The sequence below is a fragment of the Pseudonocardia kunmingensis genome (genome assembly GCF_006716445.1).
GTDB classification, from domain to species: domain Bacteria; phylum Actinomycetota; class Actinomycetes; order Mycobacteriales; family Pseudonocardiaceae; genus Pseudonocardia; species Pseudonocardia kunmingensis.
Genome location: NZ_VFPA01000003.1, coordinates 858510 through 882402, shown reverse-complemented (window position 1 = coordinate 882402; position 23893 = coordinate 858510). Strand labels below are relative to the sequence as shown.

The following is a 23893-nucleotide window of genomic DNA, read 5'->3' as shown; positions in this document are numbered from 1 at the left end:
GGCCCGGCGAGTCGGGCACCCGAGCGCGGTGAGCCCGTCGTTCGGGTCCCCCCGGGTCGGGCACCCGCGCCCGCCCGACTCCGGGTCCGTGCCCGGTCGGAGGTGTCGAGATGCGCGACCCGCCGTACCGGAACGCGCGACTCACCGTGCCGAGATGCGGGACTCGCCGTGCTCGTTCGCGGGACTCGCCGGACAGCGGGCGAGTCGCGCATCCGGGCACGGGGAGTTGCGCGTCCGTGCTCACCGGGGCCGCGTCAGATCGTAGACGGTGGTGCCGTCGATCGACACCGGGGTGAACGTGGCCTCGACCCAAAGGCCGATCCGGTGGGCCTCGTCGCTGCCGCCGCTCGCGGTGTTGCTGCGGCCGGCGTCGCCGACGAAGTAGTGCACCCGCTGCTGCGCGACGAGCTGCTGGAACTGCTCCAGGGTGGGGGCCGGATCGGTGCCGTTGAACCCGCCCAGCGCCATCACCGGCTCGCCGCTGCCGAGCTGTAGGGCGGCGGCGCTGTTGGAGCCGATGGTCGCCGCCGCCCAGGTGAAGGCCGCGGCGTCCTGCTGCAGGAGCGCGTTCACCGCGGCCGGCGGGGGTGGGGCGCCGAGCAGGTTGCCCCCGAACAGGACCCCGTCGCCCGGGATCGCCCCGCCCTGTCCGGCCCCGCCCGGTCTCGCACCGGCCTGTCCGGCACCGGGCCCGCCGGGCCCCATCGGGTCCGGGCCATCGACCGCGGCGCCGTCGCGTGGACCGGTGCCGCCGTCGGGCGGCCCGCCGCCGATGCGGATGCCACCGCCGCCCGGTCGCCCGTCCGCCGGTCCGGCGAAGGGGATGGCGCCGCGGTGCGGGCTCGCCGCCGTGGCGAGCGACCATGCCGCCGGCGCGGCGAGCGCCGCCACCACGGCGACGCCGAGCACCCCGGCCGCCGCCGCGCGGTTCAGCCGGTGCACCGCGAGCAGGCCTGCGGCGCCGCCCGCCCCGAGGGCGAGCACCGTCCAGGCGAGCCACGGCTGCCAGTCCGGGGCGCGGCGCAGCAGCACGAACGCCCACCCCGCCGACACCGCGAGCACCGCCGCGAGCACGACCCGCGCCGCGAGCCCGGCCCGCCTGCGCCAGAGCACGACCGCCCCGATACCGACCAGCGCCCCGACCGCCGGCGCGAGCACCACCTGGTAGTAGCCGTGGAAGATCCCGGCCATCAGGCTGAACACCGCGACGTGCACGACGAGCCAGCCACCCCAGACGAGCGCCGCCGCACGCACGCGGTCGGTCCGCGGCGCGCGGCGCGTCCACCACAGCAGCGCGACGAGCAGCACCAGCGCGGCCGGGAGCAGCCAGGACGCGTCCCCGGCGAGGTTGCCGGTGAGCAGGCGGGTGAGCCCGGTCCGGCCCCAGGTGCCGCCGGTCGGGGAGCCGCCCGGGGTAGCCACCACCCCGCCGACGCTGCCGACCTCGTCACCGGTGAGGCGACCGATGCCGTTGTAGCCGAACACGAGCTCGAGCACGCTGTTGGTCTGCGACCCGCCGATGTAGGGCCGCGCGTCGGCGGGCCACAGCTCGACCACGAGCACCCACCAGCCCGCGCTGACGAGCACCGCGACGCCCGCCGGCAGCAGGTCGCGCACCCGCCGCCCGACCGCGACCGGCGCGGCCGCGAGCCACACCGCCGCGAACACCGGCAGCACGAGGAACGCCTGCAGCATCTTCGTGAGGAACCCGAACCCGACGAGCACGGCGGCCAGCAGCAGCCAGCGGGTCCGGCCGGCCTCCACCGCGCGCAGGGTCGCGTACGCCGCGCCGACCAGCAGCAGCGTGAGCAGCGCGTCCGGGTTGTTGAACCGGAACATCAGCACGGCCACCGGCGTGAGCGCGAGCACGGCGCCGGCCAGCAGCCCGGCCGCGGTGCCTGCGGTGCGCCGCACGGTCGCGTACAGCAGCGCGACCGTCGCCACGCCCATCAGCGCCTGCGGGACGAGCACGCTCCAGCTGCTCAGCCCGAACAGCCGCACCGACAGCCCGGTCACCCACAGCGCGGCAGGCGTCTTGTCCACGGTGATCGCGTTCGCCGGGTCGGAGGAGCCGAAGAACCAGGCCGACCAGCTCTCGGCACCGGCCTGCGCGGCCGCGGCGTAGAACGCGTTGGCCCAGCCGGACGCGGACAGGCCCCACAGGTAGAGCACCGCGGTGCCGGCGAGCAGGCCGCCCACCGCGGTCCGGCGCGGCCACGGCGAGCGGTGGGGGAGCGGGGCGGGAGGTTCTCCGGTGCGGGTGTCGATCGTCGTGGCCACGCCGCCCGAGGGTGCAGCGGGGCGCTGTGCCGGCCCGGTGGGCGAGCTGTGCAAGACCTGTGTGCGACCGCGTGCGCCCACTCACACACCGATTCCGGTGCTGTCACATCGACTGCAGTCGGTGTGTGAGTGCAGGAGTCGGTGTGTGAGCGCGTCAAGGGCGGGCGGCCGATCGTTGCCCCGGGGCCCGCGGTGGGCCGGGCCGTTGCGTCCGCTCACACACCGATTTCGGTGGTGCCACATCGACTGCAGTCGGTGTGCGAGCGCAGGAGTCGGTGTGTGAGCGTGTCAGGGGCCGGTGGGGAGGCGGACGGTGAACTCGGTGCGGCCGGGGTGGCTGGTGACCGCGACCGTGCCGCGGTGCGCCGTCACGACCGCGCGCACGATCGCCAGGCCGAGGCCGGTGCTGCCGTTGTCCCGGGAGCGGGAGGTCGAGCCGCGGGCGAACCGCTCGAAGACGTTCGGCAGCAGCTCGGGCGCGATGCCCGGGCCGTTGTCCGCGACGGAGATCAGGGCGTCGCCCCGCTCGGCCGCCAGCGCGACCGTCACGGAGGTGCCGGGCGGGGTGTGCGCGCGGGCGTTGGCCAGCAGGTTGGCCAGCACCTGGGCCAGCCGCGAGGCATCGCCCGGCACCACCAGTGGGTGCTCGGGCGCGGCGAGCCGCCAGTCGTGGTCCGGGCCGGCCGCGTGGGCGTCGGCCACGGCGTCGACGACGAGCCGGGTGAGGTCGACCTCGCCGCCTTCGAGCGGACGCCCCGCGTCGAGCCGGGCCAGCAGGAGCAGGTCCTCCACCAGCGTCGTCATCCGTTCGGCCTGCGAGGCGATGCGGGTGAGCGAGTACTCGGCGTCCGCGGGGAGCTCGCCGCGGCGGGTGAGCTCGGTGTAGCCGCTGATCGCGGCGAGCGGGGTGCGCAGCTCGTGGCTGGCGTCCGCGACGAACTGCCGCAGCCGCATCTCGCTGGCGTGCCGCGCCTCCAGCGCGGACCCGACGTGGTCGAGCATCCGGTTGAGCGCCGCGCCGACCTGGCCCACCTCGGTGCGCGGGTCGGCGTCCGGCACCCGGTCGGCCAGCGAGACCTCGCCGCGGTCCAGCGGCAGCGCGCTCACCCGCGCGGCGGTGGTCGCCACCCGCTCCAGCGGGCGCAGCTCGTGCCGGACGGCCATCGCGGCCGCGGTGCCCGCCCCGGCCAGCGCGACCCCGGTGACCACCAGCTCGATGAGCACCAGCCGGGTCACCGTGGCCTGCACGCCCGCCTCCGGCATGCCGCTGACGATGACGTCCCCGATCGGCGTCCGGGTCGCGACCACGCGGTAGTCGCCGAGCTCGCCGAGGTCGACGCTGCGCGGCGGCGCCCCGGCCGGCACCCCGGCCAGGTCGGGGTACTCCACCGCAGGCACCGGCAGCACGTCCTGGCCGAGGGGGAACACGCCCGCGGCGAGCACGTTGCCGTCCCGCACGACCGCGGTGAGGCTGTCGGGCGGCCGGGGGCCGGGGTGGGCCAGCGCCACGGTGGGCGGCGACCCCGGCTCGGCGCGGATGAGCACCCGGTTGGACGCGCGCAGCTCGTCGTCCAACCGGTCGATCAGGAACTCGCGCAGGGCGACCGCGGTGACCACCGCGATCACGGTCGACGCGATGGCCAGCAGCAGCAGCATCGCCGCCACCAGCCGGGTCCGCAGGGACCGTCCGGTCACCCCTCCGCCGCCGGTTTGAGCACGTAGCCCGCTCCACGGACGGTGTGGATCATCGGCGAGCGCCCGGCGTCGATCTTCTTGCGCAGGTAGGACACGTAGAGCTCGACCACGTTGGACTGGCCGCCGAAGTCGTAGTTCCACACGCGGTCGAGGATCTGGGCCTTGGACAGCACGCGGCGCGGGTTGCGCATCAGGTAGCGCAGCAGCTCGAACTCGGTGGCGGTGAGCTCCACGAGGTCGTCACCGCGGCGGACCTCGTGGCTGTCCTCGTCGAGCACCAGGTCGCCGACGACGAGCTGGGACCCCTGCCGCGCGGCCGCCATCCCGGAGCGGCGCAGCAGCCCGCGCAGCCGCGCGATCAGCTCTTCGAGGCTGAACGGTTTGGTGACGTAGTCGTCGCCGCCCGCCGTCAGCCCGGCGATCCGGTCCTCCACGGCGTCGCGTGCGGTGAGGAACAGGACCGGCACCTCGGGGGTCTCGGCGCGCATCCGGCGCAGCACCTCGAGGCCGTCGAGGTCGGGGAGCATCACGTCGAGCACCACGGCGTCGGGGCGGTGCTCGCGCGCGAGGCGGACGGCGGTGGTGCCGTCGGCGGCCGTCCGCACGTCCCAACCCTCGTAGCGCAGGGCCATCGAGAGCAGCTCGGCGAGGGCGGTCTCGTCGTCGACCACGAGGACGCGGATCGGGCCCCCGTCCGCGCGTCGTAGCTCAGGAGCCGTGCCTCGCACCGTCGCCATGCTAGTCAGCCTCGCCCGCGCGGCTGTGGCCCCGATGGGCGGATCCTGTGCGCGAGCTGTGCGAGAAAGGACGGAACCGCGCAGCCTCCGCCGTCGTCAATGCCGGTATTTCCACCGACAGGAGGACGGCATGACCACGTTCGAGGGCTGGCCGGGCGACGCCACCGCGTTCCTCGCCGAGATCGCGGCCGACAACACCCGTGAGTTCTGGTCGGTGCACGGGCACCGGCACGCGGCGGCGCACGCCCCGATGCGCGCGCTCGCGGCCGAGCTGGAGCCGGAGTTCGGCCCGGTCCGCGTGCTGCGGCCTTACCGCAACCGCCGGTTCCGGCCCGACGTCCCGCCCTACCGCACCGACGTCGGCGGTGTCGCCCGCAGCCCGGGCGGGTGCGCGCTCTCGGTCGTGCTGTCGGCAGGCGCCTTGTCCGCATCGGCCGGGCACTGGTCGTTCGACGGCCGGCAGCTGCGCTGCTACCGCTCCGCCGTGGACGGGCCTGCGGGCGACGAGCTGGCGCTGCTGCTCGCGGGGCACACCGTCGATCGCGGCCGCGCGTTGCGCGGCACGCCGCGCGGGTTCCGTGCCGACCACCCGCGCATCGGGCTGCTGCGCCACGGCGGGCTGCAGGTCGTCACCTCCTGGCCGGTGGGGGAGTGGCTCGCCACCCGGGAGCCGCTCGAGCGGGTCCGGCGCGCCTGGCGGGCCGCCGCGCCGGTGGTGGTGTGGCTGGACGCGCACGTGGGTCCGCCCGAGCCGGTCGCGCCGCGGCCGCGGCCGTCCGCGGTGCCGGAGCCGGCCGGCTGACCGGCCACGCCCCGACGCCACGGGCGGGTGTCCGCGGGCCCGGTTCTGCGCCCGGCTCGGTGGCACCTGCCCGCGGCCACGCCGAAGGAGGCGCGCTGCCGACACTCGGCGGAACTCGCCCGTCGGGACGGGGGACTCGGGCTGTCGGGACGGGGGACTCGGGCTGTCGGGACGGGGGACTCGGGCTGTCGGGACGGGGGACTCGGGCTGTCGGGACGGGGGACTCGGGCTGTCGGGACGGGGGACTCGGGCTGTCGGGACGGGGGACTCGGGCTGTCGGGACGGGGGACTCGCGCTGTCGGGACGGGAGACTCGCCCGCGGCCGGCGAGTCTCCCGTTTGGGCAGGGCGAGTCCCCCGTTCGGGCAGGGCGAGTGCACCGGGGCTGATGGGCGGGGTCAGCGCGCGCGCCAGTACCCCGTGGCGTAGACGCGGCGGCGGTCGAGGCCGCGCTCGTCGAGCAGGTGTTTGCGCAGGTCGCGCACGCAGGCCGACTCGCCCGAGAGCCACGCCTGCCCGTCGCCTGCCGGGAACTCCGCGGCCCGCACGGCGGCGGCCAGCGGCGCGCCCGGCTCGGCGTCTCCGCGGTGCACCCAGTGCAGCTCCGCGGCGCCGGGCAGGTCCTGCTCCTCGCCGGCGTCGGCGACCTCGAGGAACGCGAACGCCGGTACCCCCGCGGGCAGCGCCGCGAGCACGGTGGCGACGGCGGGCAGGGCGGTCTCGTCGCCGATGACGACGTGGAAGGCCGCGGCGGGGTCCGGCTCGTAGCGGCCCCCTGGCTCGGACACGCCCACCCACGCCCCCGGCTGCGCGTCCCGCGCCCACGCGGCCGCCGGGCCGTGGCCCTCGTGGAGCACGAAGTCGACGTCCAGCTCGCCGGCCGCCGGGTCGAAGCGGCGGACGGTGTACGTGCGGATCGCCGGGCGCGGCTCACCCGCCGGCCACACCGGGCCGCCCGAGGCCGCCCGCGGCACGGCCGGCCGCTCCTGCCCCTCCACCGGGAAGAACATCTTGATCCGCCGGTCCGGACCCTCGCCGCCGAACCCGGCGAGCTCCTCACCGGCGAGCGTCACCCGGATCATCCGCGGGGTGACCTGCTCGCTGCGCCGGACCTGCAGCAGCCGGGGTGCGGTGGTACTCACGGCCCGTGATTGTGCCGTGCGGACCGGGAGGCGGCGCTCGCGGCGGCGGCATCGGCCGTACGAACGGACCTATCGTCCGACACTCGCCGCGCGCCCGTGTGCGCCGCCCACTGGTCCCGTCGTACGAGCTGGCCGTTCGTGAGGACCCATCGGACGATGGTGCCGGTCGTACGAGTGCCTCGGGTGCTACGCGCGCCTCGTCGGGCCGGCCGCCGCGCCTGCCAGTCCCGTCCAGACCAGGTCCATCAGGTAGTCGGTGGCCTGCTCGCTGCTGACGTCGGCGCGGGCACGCCAGAGCGCCAGCCGTTCACATGCCCCGACGATGATCTGCGCCCACCCGGTGAGGCGCTGGGCGTCGGCGTCGGGGGCCTGGGCGGCGAGCAGCGCGGCGATGAAGTCGGTCTGCTGGGCGCGGATCTCCTCGATGGCATCGCCCGCGATGGCGGCCTCCGAGTAGAGCAGGGTCCAGGCGGGCGCCTGGCGCTGCAGGTACTCGAAGAACGCGAGCGTGCCCCGCCGGAGCATCTCCTCGGGTGTGGACGCGCCCGCGGCGGCCGTCGACGTCACCTCGAGCAGCTCCGCGCGGGCCCGGGCGATGCAGGCGAGCAGCAGGCCGTGCTTGGAGCCGAAGTGCGTGTAGAGGACCGGTTTGGTCACCCCGACCCGCTCGGCCACCTGGTCCATCGACGCGTTCTGGTACCCGCGCTCGCCGAACACGGCCACGGCCGCGTCCAGGATCTGGCGTTCGCGTTCGGCCCGGCCGACGCGGCGGCGGGGCGCTCGGGTGTCCACGGACCGACCCTACCGGCCGTAACTTACTCGTGGTAACTTACTGGCGGTAACCCCTCGGGAGGAGAGCGCCGATGCACGAGACCGAGACCCACGTGGACGTCGCGATCGTCGGAAGCGGGTTCGCCGGGCTGGGGGCCGCCGCCCGCCTGCGCACCGCGGGCCGCGAGGACTTCCTCGTGCTGGAGAAGGGCGACACCCTCGGCGGCACGTGGCGCGACAACACCTATCCGGGCTGTGCCTGCGACGTGCAGTCGCACCTCTACTCGTTCTCGTTCGCGCCCAACCCGGAATGGACGCGCACGTTCGCGCGGCAGCCGGAGATCCGGGCGTACCTGGAGCGGGTCGCCGACCGCTACGGGCTGCGCGACCGCATCCGCTTCGGCGCCGAGGTCACGGCGGCACGCTGGGCGGGGCGGCACTGGGACCTGGACCTCGCGGACGGTTCCCGGGTGGTCGCGCGCGCCGTCGTCTGGGGCACCGGTGCGCTGCACGAGCCGTCCGTGCCCGACATCCCCGGCCTCGACGAGTTCGCCGGCACGATCTTCCACTCGGCGCAGTGGCGCCACGACCACGACCTGACCGGCCGCCGCGTCGCCGTCATCGGCACCGGCGCGAGCGCGATCCAGTTCGTGCCGGCGATCCAGCCGCAGGTGGCCTCGCTCGCGCTGTTCCAGCGGACGGCGCCCTGGGTGCTGCCGAAGCCGGACCGCCCGGTGCCGACCGTGGCCCGCCGGCTCTACCGCGCGCTGCCGGTCCTGCAGAAGCTGCAGCGGGCGCTGGTCTACGCCCGCAACGAGGCGCTGGTCAGCGGGTTCCTCAAGCCGCGCCGGATGGCCGTGGTCGAGAAGTTCGCCCGCGCCTACCTGGATCGCGTGCTCACCGGGCACCCGGAGCTGAAGGCCAAGGTCACGCCGGACTTCACGATCGGCTGCAAGCGCATCCTGATGTCCAACGACTACTACCCGGCCCTCAAGCAGCCCAACGTGGACGTGATCACCGAGAAGGTCGTGCGGGTCACCCCGAGCGGGGTCGTCACTGCCGACGGGGTCGAGCACGCCGTCGACACGATCATCTTCGGGACCGGGTTCACGGTGGGCGCGGGGCTGGGCAAGTCGGTGCCGATCACCGGACGCGACGGCGCGCGACTCGCGGACACGGGCGTCGTCGAGGGCTACCTCGGCACGACGGTCGCCGGCTTCCCGAACCTGTTCGTCCTGACCGGGCCGAACACCGGGCTGGGGCACAGCTCCATGGTCTTCATGATCGAGTCGCAGCTGAACTACGTGCTCGACGCCCTGCGCCTGCTCGACGTCCACAGGGCGACCGCGCTCGACACCCGTCGCGACCGTCAGGACGCCTACAACGCGCGGCTGCAGCAGCGGCTCGAAGGCTCGGTGTGGACCGCAGGTGGCTGCGCGAGCTGGTACCTCGACGACGACGGCCGCAACCGCACCCTGTGGCCGGGCTACACCTTCGACTTCCGCCGCCGCACCCGCAAGGTCCGCGCCGCCGACCACGAACTGGTGGCGTAGCCCCGAACTCGAACGGGAGACTCGCGGGGTTCGGACGGGAGACTCGCCGGGCGTCGTGCGCCTCGACTGCGCGAGTCTCCCATCTGGCCCCGGCGAGTCTCCCGTCTCGACAGCGCGAGTCTCCCGTCTCGGCCGGGTGAGTCTCCCGTCTCGGCTTGGTGAGTCTCCCGCTCGGGAGGGGCATCGTGCGCGTCCCGACGCGGAGAGCCGCCGCACCGGGGATCCGTCGTGCGTAGGGTCGGCCGGTGCCCGACGTCTACGCCATCCCCCTGACCACCCGGTTCCGCGGGATCACCGTTCGCGAGGGGATGCTGCTGCGGGGGCCGGCCGGGTGGGGGGAGTTCTGCCCGTTCGCCGACTACGACGACCGCGAGTCGGTGCCGTGGCTCGCCGCGGCGCGCGAGGCCGCCGAGGAAGGCTGGCCGGCGCCGGTGCGCGAGCGGGTGCCGGTGAACTGCATCGTCCCGGCCGTCGGGCCGCAGCGGGCGCAGGAGATCGTGCGGGCCTCGGGGTGCGCCACGGCCAAGGTCAAGGTCGCGGATGCGCCCGGCTCGCTGCCCGCGGACCTGGAGCGCGTCGCGGCGGTGCGCGACGCCCTCGGTCCCGCGGGGGCGGTGCGCGTGGACGCCAACGCCGCGTGGACGGTCGACGAGGCCGTGGCCGCGATCCGGGAGCTGGACCGTGCCGCTGGCGGGCTGCAGTACGTCGAGCAGCCCTGCCGCAGCGTCGAGGAGCTCGCGGCGGTGCGCCGACGGGTCGACACGCCGATCGCCGCGGACGAGTCGATCCGCCGCGCCGAGGACCCCCTGCGGGTCGCCGTGGCCGGTGCGGCGGACATCGCGGTGCTGAAGTGCGCGCCGCTGGGCGGTGTCCGGCGGGCCCTCGCGGTCGCGGAGGCGTGCGGCCTGCCGTGCGTGGTGTCCTCGGCCCTGGAGACGAGCGTGGGCATGGCCGCGGAGCTGGCGCTGGCCGGGGCGCTGCCGCAGCTCGACATGGCGTGCGGTCTGGGCACCGGCGCCCTCCTCACCACGGACGTCGTCGCGGAGGCGTTCGTCCCGCGCGACGGCTGGCTGCCGGTGCCCCGCAGCGCGCCGGAGCCGGTGCTTCGCGACCGCGTGGCCGCAGTGCCCGAGCGGGAGCTCTGGTGGCGGGAGCGGCTGGCCCGAGTGGACGCGCACACGCGGGGCTGAACGGCGATCGCCGGCGCCGCCTGCCGGCTCGATACGCGACACCGTCCGCGCCGCCGGGCGGGCGGGCGGACCGCTCCCGGCCGGTCGGGCTGCAACCCCTGGGCGACCCGCTCCGGCACCGGTTCGCGCTGGAACGCGGGTGAGCGGAACACCAGCGCAGTTCGATCACGGTCGGAGAACCCTGGTGTTCCGTTCACCCGTCGACCGCAGGGAGCGGCGAGGCGGGCGCGCTCTCGGCGGCACCGGCTCCCGCCATCATCGCCCGCGGCCGTCGAGCCGCCGTCGTGTGAGTTGCCGTCGTGTGAGCTGCCGTCGTCGAGCCGCCGCCGCTCAGACCGGCCCTCGTCCAGGCCGCTCGTTCGAGCCGCTCGGGATCTCCGACACCGGCGGCGGAGAGGCCGGGGCGTACGGTCCGCCCGTGTCGGTCGTGGTGGTCGGGGCGGGGATCGCCGGCGTGGCGTGCGCCGCGGAGCTGGCGCGTGCGGACCTGCCGGTGCGCGTCGTCGAGCGCGCGGCCGGCGTCGGGGGCCGGATGGGCGGGGCGGTCGTCGAGGGGCGGGCCGTCGACCTCGGCGCCGCCTACTTCACGGTGCGCGATCCCGGTTTCGCCGCGGTCGTGCAGCGGTGGCGGGCCGCCGGACTCGCCCGGCCGTGGACCTCGGAGCTCGCCGTGCTGGCGGGCGGGACGCGCGAGCGGGCCCCCGGCCCGCAACGCTGGGCGGCGCCCGCGGGGCTGGGTGGTCTCGTCGCGGAGCTCGCCGCGGGCCTCGCGGTCGAGACGAGCCGGGAGGTGCGCCGGGTCGGGCCCGGTCCCACCGTCGACGGCGAGCCGGCCGATGCCGTCGTGCTCGCGATGCCCGACCCGCAGGCGCTGGCCCTGCTCGATCCCGGCCACCCCGCGGCCGCGCACCTGAACGGACGGGAGTGGCGGCCCGCGATCGCCGTCGCCGCCGGATGGGACGCCCGCGAGTGGGACGAGCTGCCGGCCGCGTTCGTCAACGACCACCCGGTGCTCACGCTCGTCGCCGACGACGGCGCCCGCCGCGGCGACGGCGCGCCCGTCCTGGTCGCGCACACGACCGCGGACCTCGCGCGCGCCCACGCCGCCGATCCGGACGCCGCGGTCGCGCCGGTCCTCGCCGCGATCCGCGACCTGCTCGGCGTCGGCAGCCCGCCGCGGTGGACGCTCGCGCAGCACTGGCCGCACGCGAGTCCCGCCGACGGGCAGGAGGAGCCGTTCCACCTGGGTGCGGACGGTGTCGCCCTCGCAGGCGACGGCTGGGGCAGCCCGCGGGTGGAGACCGCGTGGCGCTCGGGCCACCTCCTCGGGCGGGCACTGGCCGCCCGGCTCCGCCGGTCGTGAGCCGGTCCCGCCACAGACAGGTGCGGCGGGGGCGTCCGGCGGGTTAGCGTCCTGTCCCGTGTCCGACCCCCTCGTCGCCGAGCTCATGGCCGCGCTCCCCGCCGACCGCGTCCTGGTGGATCCGGACGTGGTTGCGCCCTACCTGCACGACGAGGCCGAGTGGGCGGTGCACGGGCGCGCGGCGGCGGTGGTGCGCCCGCGCAGCACCGACGAGGTCGCGGTCGTCGTCCGCGCGTGCGCCCGGCACAGTCGCCCGCTGGTACCGCGCGGGGCGGGCACCGGGCTGTCGGGCGGGGCGAACGCCGTCGACGGGTGCGTGGTGCTGAGCACCGAGCGGATGCGGGAGATCGTCGAGATCGACGAGGCCGAACGGCTCGCGGTCGTGCAGCCCGGCGTCGTCAACGACGACCTGCGCGCGGCCGCCGCGGAGCGCGGCCTGTGGTACCCGCCGGACCCGGCCAGCTCGCCGTGGTCGACGCTCGGCGGCAACGTCGCCACGAACGCGGGCGGGCTGTGCTGCGTCAAGTACGGCGTCACCCGCGACTACGTGCTCGCGCTCGAGGTCGTCACCGCGTCCGGCGAGGTCGTGCGGGTGGGGCGGCGCACCGCGAAGGGCGTGGCCGGCTACGACCTGGCCGGGCTCATGGTCGGCTCGGAGGGCACGCTCGGGGTGATCACCGAGATCACCGTGCGGCTGCGCCCGCTGCGCACCGGGACACCCCGGACGGTCGTCGGGTTCTTCGACACGTTGACGGCCGCGGGCGACGCCGTCTCCCGGGTCACCGCGCGTGGCCTGCAGCCCTCGGCGTTCGAGCTGGTCGACCGGGTCTGCCTGCACGCGGTGAACGCGTGGAAGCACGCCGGCCTGCCCGAGGACGCGGCCGTGCTGCTGCTCGCCCAGACCGACCTGCCCGAACCCGCCGCCGAGCAGGAGGCCGCGGCGATCCTCGCCGAGTTCGAGGCGGCCGGGGCGCGCGACGCGGTGTTCTCGACCGACCCGGTGGAGGCCGACGCGCTGTTCGACGCCCGCCGGCTCGCCTACCCCGCGCTGGAGCAGCGGGGGGAGGCGCTGCTGACCGAGGACGTCTGCCTGCCCCGCGGCCGGCTCGCGGAGATGCTCGCGCGCGTCGAGGAGATCGCCGCGCGGCACGACGTCATGATCGCCAACATCGCCCACGCCGGCGACGGCAACCTGCACCCGCTGCTGCTCACCCCGCACGGCGACGAGGCGGCGAAGCGGCGCGCGCAGGCCGCGTTCGACGACATCGTCGACGCCGCGCTCGCCCTCGGCGGCACCGTGACCGGCGAGCACGGCGTGGGGCTGCTCAAGCTGCCCGGCATGCGCGCCGAGCTCGGCCCCGAGGTGCTCGCGCTGCAACGCGCCGTGAAGCAGGCCCTGGATCCGCAAGGGATCCTCAACCCCGGAAAGGTGGTCGGATGACCCCGTTGCTGCCCGCGCTGCTCGATCCCCCGGACCGCACCGCGTTGCGGTTCCGCACCCGCGAGGGGGACGACACCGAGCTGAGCTACGCAGGCCTGGCGTCCGCGGCGGGGGCGCTGGCGGCGCAGCTGGCCGGACGGCAGCGGGTGGCCGTGCTCGCCACGCCCTCGATCCACACCGCCGTCGGGGTCACCGCCGCACTGCTGGCCGGCGTCACGGCGGTGCCGCTCAACCCGAAGCTGGGGGAGCGCGAGCTGGGGCACGTCGTCGGCGACTCCGCGCCCGAGGCCGTGCTCGCCGCCCCGGGCGTCACGCTGCCGGGCCCGCTCGCGGCGCTCCCGCGGCTGGACGTCGACCTGGCTGCCGAGGGCACGGTGCCCACAGGCGAGCCGGCACCCGACGCCACCGCCTTCGTGATCTACACCTCGGGCACGACCGGGCCGCCCAAGGGGGCCGTGCTCACGCGGTCGGCCGTGGCGTCCAACGTCGACGCCCTCGCCGAGGCGTGGGAGTGGACCGACGCCGACCTGCTCGTCCACGCGCTGCCGCTGTTCCACGTGCACGGGCTGATCCTCGGCGTGGTCGGCCCGCTGCGGCGCGGCGGGCGGCTGCACCACATCGGCGCGCTCGACCCGCGGGCGCTCGCGGCCGCCGCGCCCACGCTGGTGTTCGGGGTGCCGACGCAGTACCACCGGCTGGCCGACGCCCTCGAGGACGATCCGGAGTCCGCCGCGGCGATCGGCCGCGCGCGGCTGCTGGTGTCCGGTTCCGCCGCGCTCACCGCCGTCGACCACGCCCGGCTGCACCGCCTCACCGGCCTCGCCGTCCGCGAGCGCTACGGACTCACCGAGACCCTCATCCTCACCGCGCAGCGCGCGTCCGACGAGCCCGAGCCCGGCACCGTCGGCCGTCCCCTGCGCGACACCGAGGTGCGGCTCACCCCGCTGCCGGGCGACGACGGCGAGGGGCTGGGTGCGGTCGAGGTGCGCGGGCCCGGCCTGTTCACCGGCTACCTGAACCGGCCCGACGCCACCGCCGCCGCGCACACCGCGGACGGCTGGTTCGCCACGGGCGACATCGGCAAGTGGAGCGCCAGCGGCGCGCTCGCGCTCGTCGGGCGCAGCGCAACCGACCTGATCAAGTCCGGCGGCTACAAGATCGGGGCGGGCGAGATCGAGAACGCGCTGCTGGAGCACCCCGGGGTGGCCGAGGCGGCCGTCGTCGGCGTGCCGGATCCGGACCTGGGCGAGCGGATCGTCGCGCACGTCGTCGCGGTCGGGGAGGCGCCGGAGGAGAAGGAGCTCGTCGACCACGTCGCCACGCTGCTCGCCCCGCACAAGCGCCCGCGGGAGGTGCGGTTCACCGACGCGCTGCCGCGCAACGACATGGGGAAGGTGCAGAAGTCGCGGCTCCCCCGGGGATGAACAGCTGGTGAACCGGGCATGACGGCAGCCCGCTGCGGGCACTCGATCGGATGACCGACACGACGACCCGCACCGAGAGCCGGATCCACCGCGGAGCCGCCGAGGCCGGCGCACCCCGACTCACCGCGCTCCCCGGCGTCGCCCACGAGGACACCGCACCGCAGCGGGTGCTCGAGGTCGAGCGCTACGACACGCCCGACCACCGCCTGGCGGCGGCGGGGATCGCGCTCGCCCTGCACCGCGGGGACGACGAGCAGGGGTACTGGCTCCTGGAGCTCCCCGACGGTGACAGCGCCGAGCAGCTGCGCGTGGCGCTCGCGCCGGACGCCCCGCCGAACCCCGAGGTGCCCGGCGAGCTGACCGAGCTGGTGCGCGGCGTCGCGCGCAAGGACCCCCTGCACCCGGTCGGGCGGGTCCGTCGCGTGCGCACCGAGACCCGGCTGCGGGGCGACGGCGAGCGCGCGCTCGGCACCGTCGTCCACGACCACGTGACGATCGCGACCCAGGGCCGCTCGACCCAGGGAGTGGCGTGGACCGAGGTGGAGCCGCGCGACGTCGCCGACGACGGACTCGGTGCCGCGCTGCGGCAGCGGTTCGCCGAAGCGGGGCTGCGGCCGGCGACGAGCGCCGCCGAGGCCGAGCTGGACCGGTTGCTGCGCCCGGTGGCGCGGCCGTCGCGCGGCTCCCGCGGTGGGGGGAAGCGCGGGAAGCCCGGTTCGGCCGGCGCCGCGCTGACCGAGTACCTGGCCGCGCACGTCGAACGGATCGCCGCCGAGGACCTGCGGGTCCGGCGCGGTGAGCCGGACGCGGTGCACCAGCTGCGGGTGGCGGCGCGCCGCGTCCGCAGCGCCCTGCAGGCCTACCGGCGGCTCCTGGACCGGGACCGCACCGAGCCGCTGGTGGACGGCCTGCGCGAGTTGGGCCGCGCCCTCGCCCCGGCCCGCGACGCCGAGGTGCTGCACGAACGGATCCGCACCTCGCTCGCCGACCTGGAGCCCGAGCTGCGTCTCGGGCCGGTGCAGGCGCAGGTCACGCGGCACTACGCGCGCGTGGAGGCGGAGGCCGCGGCCGCCGTGCTGGCGACCCTCGACGGCGAGGCATACGCCCGGCTGCGCACCGCCCTCGACGACCTCGTGCAGCGCCCGCCCCTGACCAAGCGCGCCGCCCGCCCTGCCCGCAAGGAGCTGCCCGCGCACGTCGGACGCACCGCGCGGCGGCTGGACCGCGCCGTCACCACCGCCGTCGACCCGGGCCGGCCCGACGACGAGCGCGACGTCGCCGTGCACTCCGCCCGCAAGGCCGGCAAGCGGCTGCGCTACGCCACCGAGGTGGCCCGGCCGGCGATCGGCAAGGACGCCAAGCGATTCGCCAAGTCGCTCAAGGGCTTGCAGAAGGCGCTCGGCGAGCACCAGGACACCGTCGTCGCCCGCGACGCGCTGCGCGAGCTCGGCGCCCTCGCCCACGCCGACGGTGAGAACGGCTTCGCCTTCGGCGTGCTGCACGGCCGCGACACCGCCCGCGCCGCCCGGATCGAGGAGGACCTGCCGCAGATGTGGGCCGAGGCCTGGCAGCGCCGCAACCGCCGCTGGCTCCGCTGACCCGCGAGTCCCCCGCCCGGACAGCGCGAGTCTCCCGTTCGGACAGGGCGAGTCTCGCGTTTGGAAAGCGCGAGTCTCCCGTTCGGACAGGGCGAGTCTCCCGTTCGGACAGGGCGAGTCTCCCGTTCGGAAAGCGCGAGTCCCGCGTTCGGAAAGCGCGAGTCTCCCGTTCGGACAGGGCGAGTCTCGCGTTCGGGCGGGCCGCACCTCACGGTCCCGCCGGGCACGTTCGAGCACGGCTCGGAACGATCGCGCTCGCCCAGGTGCGCCTTCCCTGCCGGAGCGCCGGACGCCTCGTGATACCCAGTCCGTCCGGAGGTGGCACACGCACGTCGGGAGGCGATTCGTACCCGTTCGAACGCGGGGCTCACCCCTCCGACACGGGGAGCGGGGCCCGCCCGAGCGTGAGGCTCACCCTGCTCGATCACGAGGCCTCCCCGTCCGGCCGCGAGACTCGCGCTGTCGAGATGCGGGACCCACCCTGCTCGGGCGGGAGACTCGCGCTGTCTGGACGGGAGACTCGCGCTGTCTGGACGGGAGACTCGCGCGGCCGTCGCCGTGGCGTGCTGCTCGAAGGGATCATGCGGCTGTGATCGGTCTGAGTCGTACCGCCTTGTCATCGTGGGGACCGTGCTGTGCTCCTCGGAGCGATCACGGCACGCCGGATCCCGGACGTGCGACGATCCGGGCGTGACCGAGACCCGGGATGCCGTCGCGGACCTGCGCCGGATCGCCTTCCTGCTGGAACGGGCCCACGAGTCGACCTACCGGGTGCGGGCGTTCCGCACCGCGGCCGCCGTGCTGCGCCGTCGTGACCCCGACGAGATCGCGCGGCTGGTGCGCACCGGCGAGCTGGTGCGGCTCAAGGGCGTCGGAGACGTCACGGCGCGCTGCGTCGCCGAGTCGGTGGCGGGGGAGCCGCCCGCCTACCTGCAGCGGCTGGAGGCGATCGAGCCCTCGCCGCTCGACGAGGCCGCCGAGGCCCTGGTCGAAGCCATCCGCGGGGACTGCCACACCCACACCGACGCCTCCGACGGCGGGTCCCCGCTGCGCGAGATGGTCGAGACCGCGCAGGCGCTCGGCCACGACTACCTGGTGATCACCGACCACTCGCCGCGGCTCACGGTGGCCAACGGGCTGTCGGCCGACCGGCTGCGCGCGCAGCTCGAGGACATCGCCGAGCTCAACGCCGAGCTGACCGGTTTCCGGGTGCTCACCGGAATCGAGGTCGACATCAACGAGGACGGATCCCTCGACCAGGACGAGGACCTGCTCGCCGAGTTGGACGTCGTCGTGGCGTCGGTGCACTCGAAGCTGCGGATGCCGCGTGCGGAGATGACCGAGCGGATGCTCACGGCGATCGACAACCCGCACGTCGACGTGCTGGGGCACTGCACGGGCCGGATGGTCACCGGGAGCCGCAAGCGGCCGGAGTCGCAGTTCGACGCCGCCGAGGTGTTCGCCGCCTGCGCGGAGCGGGGCGTCGCCGTGGAGGTCAACTCCCGACCCGAGCGGCTCGACCCGCCCCGGCGGCTGCTGCGCCTCGCCGCGGAGGCCGGTTGCCAGTTCACGATCGACACCGACGCCCACGCCCCGGGCCAGCTCGACTGGCTGCGCAACGGCTGCGAACGTGCCGCCGAGTGCGCGGTGCCGGTCGAGCGGATCCTCAACACCTGGCCCGTCGACAGGCTTCTCACTCGTACACGCGACTGACCTTGCGCGGCCGCCTTTCCCAGATGCTGACGCCCGCCGCCGAGTCCCGCCTTCCCAGGCCGGCTGATTCGCCGGGAACCCGCCTGAGCCTTCGCGGAGCGACGAGCGGCGCTCTCTCGCACTCAACGTGCGACGCCCGGGCTGTTCCGTTGCGCCCGAACGGTGGGGGCGATCAGCCGGGCCGGTGGCCGACCGGCGGGCGGTCGGCCGGCCACCGGGGTTCGCGACCGCCGAGCACGTCGACGATGCCCTCGGCGGCGTGGGCGGCCATTCTGTCCAGCGCCTCGGTGCTGTGCGCGGCCATGTGTGGAGTGAGCAGCACGTTGTCGAGTGCCGTCAGGGGATGGCCCGCGGGGAGCGGTTCGGTCTCGAAGACGTCGAGACCGGCGCCGGCGAGATGCCCGTCGCGCAGCGCGTCGATCAGGGCCGCCTCGTCCACGGTGCCTCCTCGGGAGCAGTTGACCAGGTAGGCGGCACGTTTCATCGAGCGCAGCCCCGCGGCGTCGATCACGTGCCGGGAGCCCGGGGTGAACGGCACGTGCACGGTGACCACGTCGGAGCTCGCCAGCAGCTCCTCCAGAGCGCAGCGGTGCACGCCCTCCGGCCCGGCGTCCTCGGGGAGGTAGGCGTCGTAGCCGAGAAGCCGCATGCCGAAACCCAGGCGTGCCTTCTGCGCGACCAGCCGGCCGATGCGGCCCAGCCCGACCACGCCGAGCGTCTTGCCGTCCAGCTCGATGCCGTAGCTGCGGCTGCGGGCGCCGAAGTCGCCGGCGCGGGTGGCCGCGTCGACGGTGCGCAGGTTCTTGGTGATCGCGGTCATCAGGCCGATGGTGTGCTCGGCGACGGTGACCGTGTTCGACTCCGGCGCGAACGTGACGCGGATGCCGTGGTCGCGGCAGTACCCGGTGTCGATCGCGTCGAGGCCCACACCGTGCCGCGACACGACCTCGAGGCCCGGGGCGGCGCTCAACACGTCCGCGGGCAGGGGCGCGGTGCGCACCAGGACGCCACTGCAGTCGACGATGGCCTGCCGCAGCTCGGCGGCGTCGGTCGTGTCCAGCTCACGGGTCTCGAGGCCTGCCTCGCGGAGTACCTCGAGCCCTGCCGGCGCGATCGGCTGGGGGACCAGTACCCGGGTCGTCACGCGTGCACCTCGGCGGTGTCGGCGGAGCCCCGGGAACGGGCGCTCCGGTGGTTCTGCAGGAGCGTCAGGCCGAAGGTGAGTGCGGCGATCACCAGGAAGACCGCGGAGATCGGGTGGGTGAGGAAGCCGAGTGCGTTGCCCTCGCTCGCCATCATCCCCTCGCTGAAGTTGCGCTCGATGATCGGCCCCAGGACGAATCCGAGGATCAGGGGCGGCAGCGGGAAGCCGTATCTGGTCAGGAGCAGGCCCAGACCGCCGAAGATCGCGAGGGTGATCACGTCGAAGACCCGGTTGTTGTTGCCGTACGCGCCGACGACGCACAGCACCATCACCACGGGGAGCAGCACGTACTTCGGGATCGAGAGCACGCGGACGAAGGCGCGGAGCCCGAGCAGCATCAGCAGCAGCATCACGACGTTGGCGATCAGCAGGGCGGCGTAGACGCTGTAGACGACGTCCGCGTGGTTGGTCAGGAGCAACGGCCCCGGAGCAAGGCCCTGGATCATGAGGCCTCCGAGGAGCATGGCGGTCACGGTGTCGCCGGGGATACCCAGGGTGAGCAGCGGGATCAGGGCACCGCCGATCGAGGCGTTGTTCGCGGACTCGGAGGCCACGACGCCGTCCATCGTGCCCTTGCCGAACTTCTCCGGGGTCTTCGAGACGCTCTTGGCCGCGGCGTAGGACAGCAGGTTCGACGTGCCCCCGCCCATGCCGGGGAGGATCCCGATGCCGAGGCCGATCGCGGTCGAGCGCAGGAAGTTCCACTTCTGGGCCAGCATCTCGCGGAGCCCCAGGCCGAGGCCCGTGACCTTGTGCGCCGGCCTGAGCCGGGCGCTGATGCCCTTCTGCGCCTCCGTCAGGATCTCGGACACCGCGAACAGCCCGATCAGCACGGGCAGCAGGGCGAACCCGGAGCTCAGCGCGTCGATGCCGAAGGTGAACCGTTCGCCGCCGCCGACGGGGGCCGGGCCGACCATGGCGAGCGCCATGCCGAGCACGCCCGCGGCGATCCCCTTGGCCATCGACCTCGACGAGAGGACACCGATCAGGGTCAGCGCGAACACGGACAGCGCGAAGTACTCGTGCGGGCCGAGGGTGACGGCGAACCCGGCGATCAGGGGTGCGAGCAGTATCAGCGCGATGATAGAGACGAGCCCGCCGAGGAAACTGGACCAGATGCCGCCCGCAAGTGCCTTGCCCGCCTCGCCGCGGGCGGCCATCGGGTGCCCGTCGAAGGTCGTGGCGATGCTCGAGGTGGTGCCGGGGATCCTCAGCAGGATCGCGGTGATCAGCCCCCCGCTGATACCGCCGATGTAGAGCCCCATCAGCAGCGCCATGGCCTGTTCCGGGCCCATCGTGTAGGTCAGGGGGAGGCACAGCGCCACCGCCATCGTGGCGCTGAGGCCGGGCATGGCGCCGAAGACCAGGCCCAGGGCCACGCCCAGCACGATGGTGAGCAGCATCGCGGGGGTGAGGGCATTCCCGAAGGCCGTCAGGATCGGTTCGATCATGCTGGTTCCTATCCGAAGAGCCCGACGGGGAGGAGCACGCTGAGCCCGCGTACGAAGGCCAGGTAGACCGGGATCGGCAGCGCGACCGCGACCACCACGGCCGTGATCGTCGGCCTGCGCCCGCGCGGGGCCAGGATGAGCGCCTGGGCGGCGAGGTAGAGCGCGGACGAGATCACGAAGCCGAGCGGAGCGACCAGCAGCACGTAGAGCGTGATCGCGAGCAGGGACGCGCCGACCCGGAGCCAGTCGGCAGGGGCGTCGTCGGCATCCTGGGCCGAGCGCGTCTCCGACCGTGACAGCGCGATGACCAGGCCGGTCAGGATCAACAGGCCGGTGACGACACGTGGCAGGAACGACGGGGGAAGGCCGTGCGTGGTCCCGCTGACCCCCTGGACCGAGCCGGCGGAGACGAACCCCACCGCACCGACCAGCATCACGGCGGCTCCGGCGGCCACGTTCCCGAGCCGGTGCCGGCGAGACCCGAGCAGACCCCCGCTCGCTCGTTCATCCACGGAACTCGTCCTCGAACTGGATCACGGTCTCCCTGGTCCGCTGCAAGTCGGCCAGTCCCTGGTCGGTACGGCCGAAGACCGGCTCCTGCCGGTAGGCCCCGAAGATGTCGGTGCGGTAGTCCTCGCGCTGGTTGACCTTCTCCATCGCGTCGGCGAACGCGTCGACGATCTCCTGCGGCGTTCCCGCGGGGAGCGCCAGGAAGTAGTGGTTCGTCCAGTTGATCTGCGGGACGCCCTGCTCGGTGGCGGTCGGGATGTCGGAGAAGCCCTCGGCCCGCTCGGGCCGGACGTTGGCCAACGCGGTGAAGTCGCCGTTGTCGAGGTAGTCGGCGATGGTGCCGTACGGATTGATGATCACATCGACATGGCCGCCCACGAGCGCGGCGGTCCGGTCGGAGGAGCCGCCCGACGAGACGATGTTGACGTTCGCGCCGGCCTGCTGCAGTTGCAGTGCGATGACGTGGGTCGTCGCTCCGACGTCTGCGGCGACCTTGAGCTCTCCCGGGTGCTGCGTCGAGTACTCGATCAGGCTCGGGAGGTCGGTGAAGCCGCTGTCGGACCTGACGGCGATGATGTCGCCCGGCGACGAGGCGGCCGTGGCCACGTACTCGAAGTCGTCGATCCCGATGTCGGACGCGCCCGAGACCTCGTTGACCAGGAGGGCGGCGTGGAAGAACAGGGCGGTGTACCCGTCGGCTGCCGCCCGCGCGGCCTCCGCGGTACCGGTCGCGCCCCCGTTGCCCTCGATGTTGACCACCGTGACGGTGGTGCCGAGGTCCTCCTCGAGGTAACCCGCATACGCACGGGCGTTGAAGTCGGTGTCGCCGCCCGCCCCGAAGGGGACGATGATCTGGATGTTCCTCGACGGCCAGGTGTCCGCGGCGCCGACGTCCCCGGTGAGGACGTTGCCGCAGGCGGACAGGAGCAGAGCGGCCGTGATGGCGATGGCGCTGAGGGAGCGCTTCTTCATGGTGCGTTCCTCACTCTCCGTTGAGTACTCGGCTGCGGGATCCGACCGGGCGCCCGAGGGCAGCCGCGGTCTCGTCGGGCCGGGTGGGGTCAAACGTCGGAAGCGGTGACGGTCTGGCTGCGCAGGATCTGCTTCTCGATCAGCTCGGTGTCGTACTCGACGCCGATGCCCGGCCCCGACGGGACCGCGACAGTTCCGTCGGCGGCGATGCTGGCCAGGTCGTCGTCGTATCCGCAGGTGTAGATCGCGGGGGAGGGATCGCTCATGGCCGGAGAGGTGTTGGCGATCTCGTACCACGTCGTGTTCTGCATCGCGGCGATCAGGTGTCGGTGGACCGGGCTGGGGCCGTGCACCTCGACGTTGACCCCGAGCGCCTCGGCGAACTTGATGGTCCGCAGGCAACCGGTGACTCCGAGGTCGAGCTGGGCGTCCACCCGCAGCAGGTCGGTGCCCCCGCCGAGGAGGAAGTCCGCCTTGGCCTCCGGGCCCGGGACGTGCTCGGTCTGCAGGATGGGGATGTCGAGCGCCTCCCGTAGCTGCTTGTGCGGGAAGGCGCCCACGCCGAGCGGCCGGAGCGGGTCCTCGTACCACTTGAAACCGGCGTCCTGCGCCGCCTTGCCCACGAAGATCGCATCGCTCACGGAGTCGAAGACGCAGGCCGGGTCGAGCATCAGCTCGGTGCGGTCACCGAGGACCGACCGCAGGTACGCGACGTTCTCGGCCTCCTCCCATTTGTCGCCCTCGTGCCAGCTGTGCATCTTGAACCCGCGCACGCCCTGGTGCTGCAGCCCGCCGAAGAACTCGGCGACGCTCTCCTTGGTCGAGAGGCTCCCGAGCCGGTCGCCGTTGTGGCAGGAGACGTAGCAGGGAATGGTCGTGCGGAACCCGCCGAGCATTTCGGTGAGGGAAGCGCCCCATGCCTTTCCGGCGAGATCCCACAGCGCGTTGTCGATCCAGCTCAGCCCGTAGGAGTGTTTGGGTCTGGCCTGGCGGCGGGCGACCCGGTAGATCTGCTCCCTGCTGTGCCAGTGGCGCCCCACCGCGATCCGTGCCGCATCGATCGCCTGCTCCACGGTGTCCGGCCGGGCCCAGTAGGCGAACTCCCCGACGTGCCCGTCCTCGGTGTGGATCCGGGTGAGCAGCGCCGGGCGTCGGGTCAGGGCGCCGGGGGAGTAGACGAGGGAGCCGGCGACCGCGTCGTCGGTGTACCGGCGGGCGAAGTCGCGCAGCTCCACGGAGAAGCTGGTGACCTCGACCCGGTCGATCCTCGCCATGGTTGGCCTCCTCTGGCGCCCAGGGCGCCGTCGCGTGCCGTATGGCGAGGGAACGTACATCAGATATGACACACCGTACAGTGATGCCGCGGGTTCACTCCTCCGCGGCCATGGCGGCCAGCGTGCGGTCGAGGAAGCTCTGCACGTGGTCGCGGAGCAGGAGGGCGGCCCGTTCCGCGTCGCCCTCGAGGGCGGCCCCGAGGATCTTGCGGTGCTCGCGCCACTCCTCCTCCCACGTCGGCGACTTCTCCCATCCGACGATGCTGATCAGTGCGGCGCGGTCACGCAGGTTCTCCAGGATGTCGATCAGCACGGGGTTGCCGCAGTCGGCGTAGAGCAGCCCGTGGAAGGTCCGGTTCAGCAGGCTCAGCCTGGCCCGGTCGCCCGCCATGCCCGCCTCGCGGGCCTCTCCGAGCACCGCTGCCGCCCGGTCGAAGGCCGACTTGGCCTCGACCGCCCGCTTCAACCCCTCGGGTTCCAGCAGGATTCGGACCTCGTAGACCGAGCGGGCCAAGTGCTCGTCGACGGTGCGCACCGAGGCGCCCTTGTACGGGGTGAAGGTCACCAGGCCGGACAGCGACAGCATCTTGAGCGCCTCGCGTACCGGCGTCTTCGAGACGCCGAGCTCCCTGGCGAGCTCCGCCTCGACCAGCGGCCGGCCCGGCGCGAGGCGCTGGGTCAGGATCCCGCTGCGGATCTGCTCGAGCACGTGGTCGATGCGGGACTTGGGCAGCTCGAAGGAGCGCGCGAACACGGGGTCGTCCGCCATGGCCT

Annotated in this window: 19 protein-coding genes; 8 read left to right on the top strand and 11 right to left on the bottom strand. The window is 74.3% G+C overall.

All coding sequences use genetic code 11. The features are described from left to right. Window positions 1–240 precede the first annotated feature (240 nt). From FB558_RS27055 to FB558_RS27045, 3 genes are all read right to left on the bottom strand, one after another. The gene (locus FB558_RS27055) at window positions 241–2280 is read right to left on the bottom strand and encodes a glycosyltransferase family 39 protein (protein ID WP_425468081.1); all 2040 of its coding nucleotides are present in this window, start codon (window positions 2278–2280) and stop codon (window positions 241–243) included. 288 nt (window positions 2281–2568) lie between these two features. Next, window positions 2569–3975, bottom strand: a complete 1407-nt coding sequence (locus FB558_RS27050; protein WP_142058080.1) for a HAMP domain-containing sensor histidine kinase — start codon at window positions 3973–3975, stop codon at window positions 2569–2571. Next, complete coding sequence (locus FB558_RS27045; RefSeq protein WP_142058078.1) at window positions 3972–4712, bottom strand: response regulator transcription factor; 741 nt, start codon at window positions 4710–4712, stop codon at window positions 3972–3974. The genes FB558_RS27050 and FB558_RS27045 overlap by 4 nt, the downstream gene beginning before the upstream one ends. Window positions 4713–4842: 130 nt before the next feature. On the opposite strand from FB558_RS27045, the gene FB558_RS27040 reads away from it, so the two are divergent. Then, window positions 4843–5514 (top strand): DUF2461 family protein, encoded by a 672-nt coding sequence (locus FB558_RS27040; protein WP_170231541.1) that lies wholly within the window; start codon window positions 4843–4845, stop codon window positions 5512–5514. A 397-nt stretch (window positions 5515–5911) separates the two neighbouring features. On the opposite strand, the gene FB558_RS27035 is transcribed toward FB558_RS27040, so the two are convergent. Together FB558_RS27035 and FB558_RS27030 are read right to left on the bottom strand one after the other, a co-directional pair. Next, window positions 5912–6655 (bottom strand): siderophore-interacting protein, encoded by a 744-nt coding sequence (locus tag FB558_RS27035; protein ID WP_142058074.1) that lies wholly within the window; start codon window positions 6653–6655, stop codon window positions 5912–5914. 186 nt (window positions 6656–6841) lie between these two features. Continuing rightward, window positions 6842–7447: a TetR/AcrR family transcriptional regulator gene (locus FB558_RS27030; RefSeq protein ID WP_142058072.1), complete on the bottom strand. Its 606-nt coding sequence runs from the start codon at window positions 7445–7447 to the stop codon at window positions 6842–6844. 71 nt (window positions 7448–7518) lie between these two features. On the opposite strand from FB558_RS27030, the gene FB558_RS27025 reads away from it, so the two are divergent. From FB558_RS27025 to FB558_RS26995, 7 genes are all read left to right on the top strand, one after another. Further along, a complete protein-coding gene (locus tag FB558_RS27025; protein WP_142058069.1) occupies window positions 7519–8979 on the top strand; it encodes a flavin-containing monooxygenase in 1461 nt (486 codons plus the stop codon). 245 nt (window positions 8980–9224) lie between these two features. Then, window positions 9225–10169: an o-succinylbenzoate synthase gene (locus FB558_RS27020; protein ID WP_142058067.1), complete on the top strand. Its 945-nt coding sequence runs from the start codon at window positions 9225–9227 to the stop codon at window positions 10167–10169. 418 nt (window positions 10170–10587) lie between these two features. Then, window positions 10588–11532, top strand: a complete 945-nt coding sequence (locus FB558_RS27015; RefSeq protein ID WP_142058066.1) for an NAD(P)/FAD-dependent oxidoreductase — start codon at window positions 10588–10590, stop codon at window positions 11530–11532. 85 nt (window positions 11533–11617) lie between these two features. Beyond that, window positions 11618–12973: an FAD-binding oxidoreductase gene (locus tag FB558_RS27010; protein ID WP_142059151.1), complete on the top strand. Its 1356-nt coding sequence runs from the start codon at window positions 11618–11620 to the stop codon at window positions 12971–12973. Beyond that, entirely contained in the window at window positions 12970–14397 is a 1428-nt protein-coding gene (locus FB558_RS27005) for an AMP-binding protein (protein ID WP_142058064.1), read from the top strand. Before FB558_RS27010 ends, FB558_RS27005 begins: the two co-directional genes overlap by 4 nt. A gap of 50 nt (window positions 14398–14447) precedes the next feature. After that, window positions 14448–15995 (top strand): CYTH and CHAD domain-containing protein, encoded by a 1548-nt coding sequence (locus FB558_RS27000; RefSeq protein ID WP_142058062.1) that lies wholly within the window; start codon window positions 14448–14450, stop codon window positions 15993–15995. A 690-nt stretch (window positions 15996–16685) separates the two neighbouring features. Further along, on the top strand, window positions 16686–17708 hold the full coding sequence (locus FB558_RS26995; protein WP_142058060.1) for a PHP domain-containing protein: 1023 nt from the start codon (window positions 16686–16688) through the stop codon (window positions 17706–17708). A 172-nt stretch (window positions 17709–17880) separates the two neighbouring features. On the opposite strand, the gene FB558_RS26990 is transcribed toward FB558_RS26995, so the two are convergent. The 6 genes from FB558_RS26990 to FB558_RS26965 all read right to left on the bottom strand — a co-directional run bounded on the left by FB558_RS26990 (window position 17881) and on the right by FB558_RS26965 (window position 23888). Further along, window positions 17881–18852, bottom strand: coding sequence for a hydroxyacid dehydrogenase (locus FB558_RS26990; RefSeq protein ID WP_142058058.1), 972 nt, complete (start codon window positions 18850–18852; stop codon window positions 17881–17883). After that, window positions 18849–20363 carry a tripartite tricarboxylate transporter permease gene (locus FB558_RS26985; protein WP_142058056.1) on the bottom strand — a complete coding sequence of 505 codons (1515 nt, stop codon included), beginning with the start codon at window positions 20361–20363 and terminating at the stop codon, window positions 18849–18851. Before FB558_RS26985 ends, FB558_RS26990 begins: the two co-directional genes overlap by 4 nt. Window positions 20364–20371: 8 nt before the next feature. Next, a complete protein-coding gene (locus FB558_RS26980; RefSeq protein ID WP_142058054.1) occupies window positions 20372–20875 on the bottom strand; it encodes a tripartite tricarboxylate transporter TctB family protein in 504 nt (167 codons plus the stop codon). Further along, window positions 20868–21845: a tripartite tricarboxylate transporter substrate binding protein gene (locus FB558_RS26975; protein WP_142058052.1), complete on the bottom strand. Its 978-nt coding sequence runs from the start codon at window positions 21843–21845 to the stop codon at window positions 20868–20870. Before FB558_RS26975 ends, FB558_RS26980 begins: the two co-directional genes overlap by 8 nt. An 89-nt stretch (window positions 21846–21934) precedes the next feature. Beyond that, window positions 21935–23119 (bottom strand): enolase C-terminal domain-like protein, encoded by a 1185-nt coding sequence (locus FB558_RS26970; RefSeq protein ID WP_142058050.1) that lies wholly within the window; start codon window positions 23117–23119, stop codon window positions 21935–21937. 94 nt (window positions 23120–23213) lie between these two features. Beyond that, window positions 23214–23888, bottom strand: a complete 675-nt coding sequence (locus FB558_RS26965; RefSeq protein WP_142058048.1) for a GntR family transcriptional regulator — start codon at window positions 23886–23888, stop codon at window positions 23214–23216. Between the last annotated feature and the right edge of the window lie 5 nt (window positions 23889–23893).